Raw genomic sequence first — 12309 nt, 5'->3', positions numbered from 1 at the left:
GCACCGTAGAGAAAGTTGCAGGAGAAATCATGGACGGACGTAGCCTCGAACAGTTGGTGACCGACGTTGCCGGTCGACTGATGCCGGCCGATTCGACGACGTCGGTCGCAGCGGCCACCGAGGTCCTTCGCGACCTGGTCGAGTACTTCGGCGTCGACGTCAGCTTCCTGCGGCGCAACGATCACACGATCGGGGCGACGGTTCTGGTGGCGGAATGGCCGCAGCGCCAGGATGTTCCCGAACCCGATCCCTTGGGAGTGGTGTATTTCCGGGACGCGGACCCGGTTTTTGCGGCCGCCGAGAATGCGCGCGAAGCAGTGATCATCCGTCCCGAACCGAGCGGGTATCAAGACAGGATCCGAAGCGGCGCAGGTGTCGTCGAGACGTCGATGGCCGCCGTGCCCTTGCTGTCCGGTCCCGTCACCACGGGGGTCCTGGGATTCATCAAGTTCGGCGACCGGGAGTGGTCAACTCGAGAAATCAATGCACTCAACGCTATTGCCACTCTGTTTGCCCAATTGCAGGCGAGGGTGGCTGCGGAGGGGCGTCTGCGCTACCTGGCGGATCACGACGAGCTGACCGGACTGTCCAATCGGAGGATGCTTCTCGGTGAACTCGAACGACGTCTGCAGCCGGGGGAGTCCGGGCCCGTTGCGCTTCTGTTCCTGGACGTCGACCGGCTGAAGGTGGTCAACGATCTACTGGGACACAATGCGGGCGATGCGTTCATTCACGAACTCGGAAACCGCCTCGAAGGCAGATTTCCGGATGACGTCGTGGTCCGGCTCGGCGGTGACGAGTTTGTCATTGTCATGTCGGAACCGATGGACGCGAATGAGGCCGAAGTGGTTGCGCGCGAAGCGCAGTTGGTTGCGTCCACGCCGATCTCGCTGGGGACCGAAGAGGTGGGCAGAAGCGTGAGTATCGGTATCGCGGTGGCAAAACCGGGAGAGTGCAGCGTTGGCGAATTGCTCAGGTGCGCCGACGAGGCCGTGCTTACCGCAAAATCCGACGGAGGAAATGCGGTAGTGGTGTGCAGCGACGAGATGCGGGCAGCCAACGACGATCATGCGGAGATGGAGATGCACCTGCGCGCGGCAATTCGCGACGGCCAGTTGGAGGTGTACTACCAACCTGTTGTCGACCTGGAATCGGGTGCGATATCGGGTGTCGAAGCGCTGGTGCGGTGGAACCACCCGGTACGTGGTGTGCTTCAACCGGATTCGTTCATCGACATCGCCGAGGCTGCCAACCTGTCAGGGGAACTCGGCCGGCAGGTTCTGCGCGAAGCCTGCCGCCAACTTGCGCAGTGGAATGCGATGATTTCAGGGACGCCACTGTTCATGTGCGTGAATGTATCACCGGCGCAGTTGATTACCAGTGACTTTGTGGATTCCGTTGCAATCGAGTTGGAAACGCATGGCCTCTTGGGTAGCAGCTTGTGTATTGAAATCACGGAGCGGGCGGTGATGCACGATCTGGCTCACGTGTTGGTGACATTGCGTGGACTGGAGGAACTCGGCGTTCGCATCGCTCTCGATGATTTCGGAACCGGGTACAGTTCTTTGGCTCAGTTGAAGGTGTTGCCGGTCGACACGGTCAAGATCGATCGGGGATTCGTTCATGAACTGGGAATCGATCACGACGATCTGGCGATAGTCCACTCGATTGTCGGACTTGCAGATTCCTTCGGGCTGGACGTGGTCGCCGAAGGCGTCGACTCCGGTCGGGCGGCGCAAATACTGCTCGATCTCGGATGCCGATATGCGCAAGGATTTCTCTTCAGTCCACCGGTGAAATCCGACCGTATCGCGGCGATGCTGCGGGCCGGGCGCAGGTCGTCGCCGCCCCTACGAGTTACAACTCTGACGCCTTCACACCCGTAGTCCGACATCGACTATTGCGCGTGCGACGGCTGATACCGAAGCGTTGCACAACTGTGCGTGAGCTTGGATCAGCGCGTACGCCTCGTCGATTCCGGTGCGCCGCGCATCGGCAGTGATGCCTTTGGCTTGTTCGAGAATGATGCGCACTTTCAACGATTCCTGTAGCTGAGAACGAATCTGCTGCAGTTGATGGCGTTTCGACGCGTTGACGCAGTACCCCGTTGCCATGTTCGCCACCAGGTACGTGAAGACGATGTCGTCGGCGGACCACGGTCGTGGCTCGTGCGCGTACAGACTTACAACGCCGATCGTTTCGCCGTTGATCGACATCGGGACACTCGCAGTAGCTGCGATGTTCAACCGTCTGGCGTTCTCGGCAAATTCAGGCCAGAGATCGTGCCGTTGACGGATATCGGTGACAGCGATCCTCTCGCCCTTCTCGTATGCCGTCCGTCCGGGGCCGGATTGAAGTCCTTCCTGGCATCGTTCGATATCGGCAGCGGAATCGGCAATCGACGTGATGCATCTCAGTTCGCCCCCACTGACCAGGCTGATGCTGCCACCCGACACCCCGAGGACGTCGACGCTGTTTTCCAGCAACTCCGTCATCACGTCGTCCACCACATAGACGGTCGGCAGCAGCTGCACAAAATGTGCAAGAAGATCGGCGAATTCGAGATTCATCGTGGCTACCTACTCGTCAGCGCAGCGAGGACGAGCTGCCGGGAATCAGGGGTAGCTCTGGAGAGGGCCTGCAGCGCTGCCGGGTGTGGAAGGGCAGACTGCCGCCTAGTCGAAAGCTACACCGATCCGGGCCGGTGTGCCATGGAAAGACATCTAGCCATCGACCCGGCAGTGACATCTAGCCATCGACCCGGCAGTGGAGTAACTTTCAATTCAGAGCCGTTCCACCCCTGATTCCTGGTGGCGCGGTGCGTGGAGCTACCCCTGATTCCTGGTGGCTCGTCCGATCTGATGGACGAGTAGGCAGGCCCTCATGAATCACATTCAGCGTCACCTTCACTCTCATTTACCTGACGATTCCGTCGTGCGGCAGATCGCGCGAGTTGTGGAATCCGCGCCCCGCAGCGTCGCCGTTGCCTCAGTGGAAGAAGAGCTCGACTACGGCCAACTACATTCTCGCGCAAGCGCACTCGCCCAAGCGCTTAGATCTGCCGGGGTGGTTCCTGGTGATCTTGTGGCTCTCTGTGTGCCGCGTTCGACGGACTGTGTCGTCGGTGCGTTGGGGATCCTCTCGGCGGGTGCCGGGTACGTAGCACTCGATCCGCGGCAGCCCGATGCGCGACTTCGGTTTGCCGTCCAGGATAGTTCTGCTCGCGCGTTAGTTGCTTTTCCGGACGTTGCTGCCAGGCTCGATTGGGTCGACCCGATCGTTCCGCCGCGCACTGGGTGCGCACCGGTCGACGGCGAGGCTGTCATTGCCGAGACCTTCAGCACCCGACCGACAGATGCCGCTTACGTCGTCTACACGTCGGGTTCGACCGGTGAGCCGAAAGGCGTTGTCGCCGGGCACGGCGGATTGCTCAACCTGATCGACTGGCACCAACGATCATTCGAGCTGACCTCGAATGATCGATGCACGTTGATCGCGAGTCCGGGTTTCGACGCAGCAGTGTGGGAACTGTGGCCGGCTTTGACGGCGGGCGCGTCGTTGCACGTAGTTCCATCGGGATTGGAAAACGATCCGGTGCGGTTGCGTGATTGGCTGGTCTCCGAACGCGTGAGCGTGTGCTTTGTGCCCACCCCCCTCGCAGAATCGTTGATTGCCATGACCTGGCCGGAAAATACCGCCCTGCGGATTCTGTTGACAGGAGGCGACGTGTTGTACCACCGTCCGCCGCCTGGCTTGCCGTTCACTCTCGTCAACAATTACGGACTGTCCGAGGCGAGTGTCGTCTCCGTGTCGGGGGTTGTCGATCCGCTCGCCGGTGACACCCCAGCAGACGCGTTGCCCGCACTCGGTCGCGCGATCGACGGTGTCGACCTCGAGGTAGTCGGTGAGGACGGTTCCCCGGTCCGTGCCGGTGAGGTCGGAGAATTGGTGATACGGGGTGTATCGGTAGCCCGCGGATATCTCGGTCTGCCGGAGTTGACCGCGCAGAAGTTCTCACAGCACGGCGACGACCCCGCACAACGCGAGTACCGGACCGGTGATCTGGTTCGGCTCAACAGATTCGGCGATGTCGAGTTCTCCAGCCGACGCGACGATCAGGTGCAGATCCGAGGTAACCGGGTCGAAGTCGGTGAGATCGCCGGGGTACTCGATCGACACCCGGCGGTGCAGGCCAGCGTGGTGATCGTTCGCGGGGATCGGCAGAATCCATCTCTGGCTGCGTTTGTCGTTCGGGATGACAAGACGGCGGACATATCGGGGCTGCAGACGTATCTCTCGGCCCACCTTCCCGATCACATGTTGCCTCGTTCCATCATCGAACTTGACGAGTTCCCCACCACCGCACACGGAAAAATTGATCGCGCGGCGTTGGAGCGCGCGGCGCACTCGACCATCAGTGTCGACCGAGGCTCCTTGATCGCGCCTCGAAACGAGGTCGAGGCAGCGCTCGCCGAGATCGTCGCCATACGACTGGATCTGCCGGCGGTGGGGATCGACGAAAACTTCTTCGTTCTCGGCGGCCATTCGATGTTGGGCGCTCAGTTGATCATTCGGATAGCGGAGATGTACGGCGTCGAAATGACGTTGCTCGAGCTTTTCGACAATCCCACGGTTCGTGACATGGCCGCCAAGGTGGAACAACTGGTCGTGGAGCAGATATCCGGCATGAGCGATCAGGAGCTTCTCGACGCAGGACGGAGTGAATGATGACCACGGCACCGACCAAGGCTCCCAGTCTGATTCGACTACTCGACCCCGAAGTGCTGGCAGATCCCTACCAGCTCTATCAATCCTTGCGCGACGAGGCGCCGGTGATGTGGGATCCGTACCTACACGCGTGGGTGGTGACTCGTTACGCGGATGTCGCCGACGTACTCACCCGGTTCAAGGCTGATCGCACGCCCACCCCGGCAAAGCTGGCTGAGTTGGGGATGGAGCAATTGGCTCCGGTGGCGCAAGTGATGGTGCGTCAGATGCTGTTCCTCGATCCACCACAACACGGCCGGGTTCGCGGATTGGCGGCTGCGGCTTTCACACCGCGCCGCATTGCGGCCCTGCGCGGTCACATCCAGGAGATCACCGATTCGCTGATCGACGCGGTCATCGACGACGGGGGCATGGAGGTGATGGACACCCTGGCCAACCCGCTGCCCGCTATCGTGACGGCGGAGATGTTGGGAGTGCCCACCGAAGACCATGAACTGCTGAAGAACTGGTCAAGTGACTTTGCCGAGATGCTCGGCAATTTCCAGCACAATCCCGGCCGCGTTGCCGGTGTCCTGCGCAGCGTGGAGCAGATGACGGAATATTTCCAGGCTGCGGTGCGGAATGAGGCCACGCACCCCACCGACGGTTTGATCGGTGCGCTGTGCGCCGCGGAGATCGACGGAGACAGTCTCAGCGAAGACGAGATAGTGGCCAACGTCGTGGTGACCATGGTCGGTGGGCAGGAGACAACCACCAATCTGATCGGCAACGGCTTGCTCACGTTGCTCCGCCACCGCGATCAGTTCGAGGAATTGATCGACGATCCCTCGGGTCTGAGCGCAGCCATCGAGGAACTGCTGCGTTTCGAGAGCCCGAGCCAACACACGGCACGGATTGCTCCGGACGCGGTGGAGATTGCCGGACAACCGATTCCGGCAGGCCAAGCGGTGATCGCCGTGATGGGGTCCGCGAATCGGGACCCCTCGAAGTTCACCGATCCTGGTCGGCTCGACTTGCATCGCGCACCCAACCGTCACCTCGCATTCGGTTGGGCGGGGCACTTCTGCTTCGGTGCGCCGTTGGCCCGGATGGAGGCGCAGGCGGCATTCGGGACGGTGCTGGCCCGGTTGCCAGGACTGGAACTGGAACCGGGACCGATCCGGTGGCGCCCCAATTTGGGATTACGTGGCCTTGCGTCGCTGAACGTGCGGTGGTCGTTATGACCACCCTCGACAACGAGCGCCGGATCGCGGCGCGGAAAGCACTGCTCGAGAATCGATTGCGGGGAGCACAAGCGAACGGCGCATCACCTTCCGTGCCGCGCAGACGGGGGAGTGAGACCGGTGTGCACTACGCGCCGCTGTCGGCCGCACAGTTGCAACTGTGGTACCTCAATCGGTTGGCGCCGAAAGCGCTTGCGTACAACGAACTTGCCATTGTGACCAAGGACGGGGCTTTCGACGTCGAAGCCCTCAGCTGGGCCTTCAACGAATTCATCCGCAGGCATGAAGCGTGGCGCACCACGTTTGCGATGGTGGGAGACGAGCCGCGGCAGGTGATCCATCCGCCGGCGGTGACGGAGCTGCCAGTCTTGGATGTGAGCCACCTACCGTTCGACGAAGCGGTCGGCGTGGCAACAGACCTTGCCGTCGAGCAGACACGTCAGCCGTACGACACGAGCGCGGGTCCACTGATCCGGCCGCAGTTGGTGCGTGTGTCCGACTCATGTCATCGGTTGTACCTCGGACTGCATCACTTGATCTTCGACGGCGTCACGCTGTACCGGATATTTCTTCCGGAGCTGGTGTCGTTGTACAACTCTCGGATCGCAGGCACTTTGCCTGCGCTTCGTGAGTCGCCCGTTCAACACGGCGACTACTCCTCCTGGGAGCGGAAGTGGGTGGAGGGCGATGAGGTGGCGAACAGGATCGAATGCTACCGACGGCACTTCGAGGGGGCGCCGGCCTTGGACCTTTCGCTCGACCGGCCGCGTCCGCCGCGTCAACGGTTTGTCGGGTCTGTTGAGCCGGTTTCGGTTGACGCCGACACGGTGGCGAGATTGCGTTCCTCGGCGGGCCTGCAAGGGGCAACGCTATTCCATGCCTTGGCCGCGGTGTACGGGTACTGGCTCCAGTGTTACACGGGCAGTAGCGATGTCACGTTCGCAACACCGACAGACCTCCGTCAAAGGTCCGAACTTGAGTCAATGGTGGGGTACTGCCTCACTCCGACCGTGTTGCGCGCGCGGCTCAGCGCGCACTGGACATTTGCCGAGGCCGTCGCCGCCATGCGCACCGAAGTACTGGATGCGCTCGGGCGTGTGGTGCCCTTCGAACGGTTGGTCCGGGGACTGGACGTGCCGCGAGATCCGCGTATGAACCCGCTCTTCCAGTCGGTCCTGGTTCTCGAACCCCCGGCGGTTCCCGTCGACGACGAGTGGTCGATGCAGCTGATGGAGAACGCCGTCGGCTCCGGAGTTGGGCAGGTGAAGTTCGATCTGAGCCTCGAGTTGGACGAGCGCGACGACGGCCGGTTGGTGGGCAGAATCAGCTACAACACAGACCTTTTCGATTCAGGAACGGTCGCGTTGATGGGGCGTCATCTGCACCTGTTGCTGCGGCGGTGTGCGGAAAACCCCACCGCCGTCCTGAGCGAGCTGTCACTTGCGGATCCCGAAGACGTGACTCGGCAGCTGAATCTCAATCCTGCCCCTGCCCCTGCCTCTGCCGAGTCGGGACTGATCGGACAAAGCCCTCCGCGAACGATCCACGAGGCAATCGTGAATCGGGCGATCACGTCGCCGAATGCACCAGCGGTGACGGTGGGTGCGATCTGCTTGACCTACGGCGAGCTGGTGAACCGGGCCCGTTCGATTGCCGGACGTCTTACCCGCGTGGGTATCGGTCCGGGAACTGTTGTGGCGGTGTCGATGCCACGCACGATTGATCTCGTGCCGGCGATTCTGGCCGCCTTGATGGTGGGCGCTGCCTATCTGCCGATCGAGCCCAGGCAACCGGTGCGGCGGGCCCGGTTCATGCTCGAGGACGCGCATGCGTCGGTAGTGCTGACTGCCGAATCCTTGGCGGAGGAATTGACGTGGGTCGACTGCCCAGTGGTGACGGTGGACGGCCAGGAGCCCTCTGATCCAAGCACAGAACGGTTGGTCGACGCTCGGTACACGGGGGCAGTTCGGCCTGACGATTTGGCCTACATCATCTACACGTCGGGTTCGACCGGGACGCCCAAAGGTGTTCAGGTGGAACACCGCAATGTGCTGGATCTGATGTCGGCGTTGCCGGTGGCGCTGGGTCTCGATTCCGGCGACGTTGTGCTTTCGGTGGCCTCATACACGTTCGACATGTCGGTTGGCGACTACTTCGTGACTCTCGGGATCGGGGCCGGTCTTGTGGTCGCTACCACCGAGGAGATGCACGACCCGCGCCGGCTTGCGCACGTGATCGAGCAGTGCGGCGCCACGCGGATGAGCGCAACCCCCACCAGTTGGGCAGCGCTGCTCGAATCGGGCTGGGCAGGAAGCCCCGGGTTGATCGCGGGTGCGGTTGGTGAACCGCTACCGCAGTCGGTGGCAATGTCGCTGTCCGGTCTCTGCGCCGGGGTGTGGAACGGGTGGGGCCCAACCGAGACGACAGTGTTTGCCGGCGGCGGATCGGTCTCCCCGGATGAACCGGTGACAGTGGGCCGACCGATGCCGGGAACACGTCTGTACGTCACGGATTCGAGTGGGCGGATCCTTCCGATGGGTGTGCCGGGAGAGATTGTGATCGGCGGACCAGGGGTGTCGAGAGGGTATCTCCACCGCACGGGTGAGACGGCGCAACGGTTCGTACCGGATCCGTGTGTGCCCGGAGAGCGCGCCTACCGCAGCGGTGATCGCGGGCGGTACATCGCCGACGGACGGCTGCGGCACCTCGGGAGACTCGATGGTCAGGTCAAGATCCGCGGGTTCAGGATCGAACTGGGCGAGATCGAAGCGACGCTGAGAGAACATCCGGGCGTGGCAACGGTGTCCGTCGACGTCGGCACCGACCACCGCGGACAACCGCAGTTGCTTGCCTACATCGTCCCGGCCGAGAATTACTCCCGGCAGAACCAACCGGATGACGACGCGAATCTGCGCGCGTGGACACGGCAACGACTGCCGGAGTACATGGTGCCGGCCGTGATCATTCGAGTGCCGGCGCTTCCCACCTCGGTAAGTGGGAAACTCGATCGCCGGGCGTTGCGCGACCTGGCCGCTCGAATGCAGCGCGAAGGCGCAGATGAACATCGCAGCGCGGCAATCGCTTCCGAGAGGTCTTCTGCACGGGTGCTCACGCCGACGGAGCAGAAGGTAGCCTCTCTGTGGTCGATGCTGCTCGCCACCGAGGTGTCGGATCTGGATCGGAACTTCTTCGATCTCGGCGGGCATTCGATTCTGGCCGCGAATCTTGTTGCGCAGATCGAATATCGGATGGGTGCGCAGGTGTCGCTGGTCGATTTCCTCGACAAGGGCACTACCGTTGCTGGGCTTGCGCGCCTCGTGGACGGTGCGTCGTCGCCGGCCGAATCGCACGCGCCGGCTGTGACGGACCGGCCGCCCGCCTTCTTCGTGTTTCCCGATCTCCCGAGCGCGATGAGTCTGCGGCATCTGCGTACGCTGTGGGGCGACGAGCAGGGTGTGTATCCGCTGCTGCCGCTTGCCGCGTCGATGCGCCCGGAACGCTCGGATACCGTCGAGCAGCTCGTGGAGCCCATGATGTCGGCGATGCGGGCCGTTCAACCGGAAGGGCCATATGCACTGGCCGGCTTCTCGTTCGGCGGGCTTGTGGCGTACGAGCTTGCCCGGCAGTTGGATCGCGATGGGCAGCAGGTCGCATGGCTGGGGATACTTGACACTCCGACGCCGGAAACCGCAGGGCGAGTGATGAAGCGATGGAAGTCGTCGTCGGGACGACTCGAGCGACTGCGCCAGCCCGGCAGGATCAAGCTGGTGACCGAATATGCCCGCAACCTCCGATGGTCGGGCCGGGAGAAACTGATTTCCGCGGGAGTCATTCGGCGTTCGGCGACGGAGGATTTCGATCTCCGGGGTGTCTGGGACATCATGGCGCGCTACGAACAACGCGGGCACAGCGTGCCACTCGAACTATTTGTCACGTCGACGACGGCGGCGGAAGTGCGAACACCGATTCTGGGGTGGGATACCTTCCACGAAGGTCGGGTGCGCACGCACTTTCTGTGTGGAAGCCACGACTCGATTCTCGACAGCCCACAAATCGAAGAACTGGCAGAAATCATGCTGGCAGGTCTTCACGATGCAAGGGTGGACCTACCGTGATGTGGAATCGAATCGTTGCGTGTGCCTGCGCGGCTGTGCTCATGACGGGTTCGAGTTGTTGTGCGGCGGGTGCGCGAGACGACCTGGCTACTCTGCAGCAGGTCGCGTCCGGAGGTTTCTACGTCGACCCGAATTCGAGTGCGGCGCGCGCGATGGTCGACTACCCGGAAACCGCTTCGACCGTTGCCACGTTGGCCGACACGCCACAGGCATTCTGGCTCAGTGCAACATCTCCGCCGTCAGCGGTTGCCAACCAGGTGAGGCGCTACGTCGACGGCGCGGCGAGTGCGGATGCTGTTGCGGTGTTGGTCACCTATGCGATTCCCCAGCGCGACTGCGGTTCCTTCTCTGCCGGCGGGTACAGCAACGGCGCGGACTACCGGACCTGGTCGGACAATGTCGCGGCCGGAATCGGTAACCGTGAAGCCGTCGTGATCGTGGAACCGGACGCGCTCACCGACCGATCGTGCCTGTCTTCGGAACAGGTCGCGGAACGAATGGATCTACTTCGCTATTCGGTGAATGCTCTTTCTGCGGAACCGAATACGGCGGTGTACATCGACGGTGGTCATTCTCGATGGCTGGATGCACCCGAGCTGGCGAGTCGACTGGGATCGGCCGGCGTTGATCGAGCCAGGGGGTTCAGTCTCAATGTCGCCAACTTCTACACGACAGCGGAGCAGGAAGCATACGGCGAGTCCGTATCGGCGCTGACCGGAGGAAAGGGCTACGTTGTCGATACGTCACGCAACGGCGCCGGACCGCCACCCGAAGGGCCGCTCAACTGGTGCAATCCGCCGGATCGCGCATTGGGGTCGGCGCCGACAACACAAACCCAGGCAGCGCACGCGGACGCGTATTTGTGGGTCAAACATCCCGGCGAATCGGATGGTACGTGCAATCGCGGTGATCCGCCGTCGAGTGTGTGGTGGAATGCGTATGCTGTTGCGATTGTGCAGAATTCGGGACGACGCCGAAGTATTCATACGGCACGCCGTGAAATTGCTCTAGCGTAGGCGCGTCGAACCTGCGGCAGGACAGTCGATTCGGTGTAGGCGCGGGCCCTGGTCCTTCCACCGTCAGCCAAACGTGTGTGGAGGGCCTGATCGTCGAGCAGCAGTTCCAGTGCCCGGGCGAGTTCGGCGGCATTGCCGGGAGGAACAAGCAGTCCGGAACGATTGTGGTCGATCACGTCCCGTAGACCGCCGATGTCGGATGCGACAACCGGGGTTCCCGCGCTCATCGCTTCGATGGCAACGAGTCCTTGTGGTTCCGCCCATCTCGAGGGGACGCAGACCACGCGAGCCCTTCGCATGGCAGCCATGACCTGTTGGTGTCCGGCGTTGGTGCGCACGATCACTCGGCGTTCGGAGTCGCCGATCATCGATGGGGTGTCGGGGCGTTGCATTCCGATCACGACCAGTGGAATCGGCGTGGGCATGAGCCGCTGCGCGTCCAGCAGTGTCGTGATTCCCTTGTGCGGGCCGATGGCACCGATGAAGAGGAGGTAGTCGGTGGACGGGAGGAAATCGGCTGTGCCATTCCCCAGCCCCTCGTCACCCTGCCCCTCGTCACCGACATCGTCGGGTACAAACGACGGTATTACGGCTACCCGATCGCGGTCGACTCCCTTCAGACATGATTCCGCCACTGCTGTGCTGATCGGCAGAAAGAGCCCGACACGATCGAGGAGGTGCTGGCTCTCGGCCAGTCCGAGGACAAGTGGCACGGCCTTCGGTGCCCCGTAGAACTCGCTTGCACACCGAAGACACCGCTTGATTCCTGGACCCGGGCATACGGTGTCCAGCGCGTTTGCGGGTACCAGAGTTTTCTTGGCACAGTTCAGTCCGTAGTCGTGGAGAGTGACTACCAGTGCGGTTTGCCGAGGTAAGCGCAATCGCAGGCACGAGTGCAGGATCCATCCGTGGGCGTGCACTACATCGGGTTGTAGCCGATCGACAAGGCGCTGGAGGTGCCTCGTCAGTGCGGGATCGGGTGCGGTGGGATGAAATTGGTGGGTGGGGTCGGAGGTGAACGGTCGCAGGAATCGCGTCCAGCCAGGTAGGTGGTGGACCATGACCAGGCCTTCGAGCGAATGCGAGGCTGTGCCGCCTCGGCTGAGTGTGGCGACTGTGACTACGGTTCCGTCGCCGGCCAATCCGGTGGCCAGTGCATGCACGGCACGTTCGAGTCCACCGGCCGCCGGTGGGTAGCTGTCGGAGACCACGAGGACCTTCACCGGC

General features: G+C 62.4%; 7 protein-coding genes. 5 read left to right on the top strand and 2 right to left on the bottom strand.

The genetic code is table 11. From position 1 onward, the window contains the following. Positions 1–29: 29 nt before the first annotated feature. Complete coding sequence (locus tag C7T36_RS04505; protein WP_045070974.1) at positions 30–1886, top strand: bifunctional diguanylate cyclase/phosphodiesterase; 1857 nt, start codon at positions 30–32, stop codon at positions 1884–1886. On the opposite strand, the gene C7T36_RS04500 is transcribed toward C7T36_RS04505, so the two are convergent. Further along, entirely contained in the window at positions 1875–2570 is a 696-nt protein-coding gene (locus tag C7T36_RS04500) for a GAF and ANTAR domain-containing protein (RefSeq protein ID WP_045070971.1), read from the bottom strand. The genes C7T36_RS04505 and C7T36_RS04500 overlap by 12 nt on opposite strands. A 313-nt stretch (positions 2571–2883) precedes the next feature. Between C7T36_RS04500 and C7T36_RS04495 the strand changes: the two genes are divergently transcribed. From C7T36_RS04495 to C7T36_RS04480, 4 genes are read left to right on the top strand one after another with little or no spacing between them, the layout of a single operon-like run. Further along, the gene (locus tag C7T36_RS04495) at positions 2884–4728 is read left to right on the top strand and encodes a non-ribosomal peptide synthetase (protein ID WP_052683644.1); all 1845 of its coding nucleotides are present in this window, start codon (positions 2884–2886) and stop codon (positions 4726–4728) included. Then, positions 4725–5951, top strand: a complete 1227-nt coding sequence (locus C7T36_RS04490) for a cytochrome P450 (protein ID WP_084703052.1) — start codon at positions 4725–4727, stop codon at positions 5949–5951. The genes C7T36_RS04495 and C7T36_RS04490 overlap by 4 nt, the downstream gene beginning before the upstream one ends. After that, complete coding sequence (locus tag C7T36_RS04485) at positions 5948–10066, top strand: non-ribosomal peptide synthetase (protein ID WP_045070968.1); 4119 nt, start codon at positions 5948–5950, stop codon at positions 10064–10066. The genes C7T36_RS04490 and C7T36_RS04485 overlap by 4 nt, the downstream gene beginning before the upstream one ends. Then, entirely contained in the window at positions 10066–11082 is a 1017-nt protein-coding gene (locus C7T36_RS04480) for a glycoside hydrolase family 6 protein (RefSeq protein WP_106939687.1), read from the top strand. The genes C7T36_RS04485 and C7T36_RS04480 overlap by 1 nt, the downstream gene beginning before the upstream one ends. Here C7T36_RS04480 and C7T36_RS04475 read toward each other — a convergent pair. Then, the gene (locus C7T36_RS04475; RefSeq protein WP_045070967.1) at positions 11049–12305 is read right to left on the bottom strand and encodes a glycosyltransferase; all 1257 of its coding nucleotides are present in this window, start codon (positions 12303–12305) and stop codon (positions 11049–11051) included. The two genes, C7T36_RS04480 and C7T36_RS04475, sit on opposite strands and share 34 nt — an antisense overlap. Between the last annotated feature and the right edge of the window lie 4 nt (positions 12306–12309).

Source organism: Rhodococcus sp. AD45-ID (assembly GCF_003023755.1).
Lineage (GTDB): Bacteria > Actinomycetota > Actinomycetes > Mycobacteriales > Mycobacteriaceae > Rhodococcus_F > Rhodococcus_F globerula.
The sequence above is the reverse complement of the archived record's forward strand: the minus strand, read 5'-3'. Positions and strand labels throughout refer to the sequence as shown.

Coding starts and splice junctions, on each gene's coding strand:
- C7T36_RS04505 (WP_045070974.1), top strand. CDS start 30: ATGGACGGACGTAGCCTCGAACAGTTGGTGACCGACGTTGCCGGTCGA.
- C7T36_RS04500 (WP_045070971.1), bottom strand. CDS start 2,570: ATGAATCTCGAATTCGCCGATCTTCTTGCACATTTTGTGCAGCTGCTG.
- C7T36_RS04495 (WP_052683644.1), top strand. CDS start 2,884: ATGAATCACATTCAGCGTCACCTTCACTCTCATTTACCTGACGATTCC.
- C7T36_RS04490 (WP_084703052.1), top strand. CDS start 4,725: ATGATGACCACGGCACCGACCAAGGCTCCCAGTCTGATTCGACTACTC.
- C7T36_RS04485 (WP_045070968.1), top strand. CDS start 5,948: ATGACCACCCTCGACAACGAGCGCCGGATCGCGGCGCGGAAAGCACTG.
- C7T36_RS04480 (WP_106939687.1), top strand. CDS start 10,066: ATGTGGAATCGAATCGTTGCGTGTGCCTGCGCGGCTGTGCTCATGACG.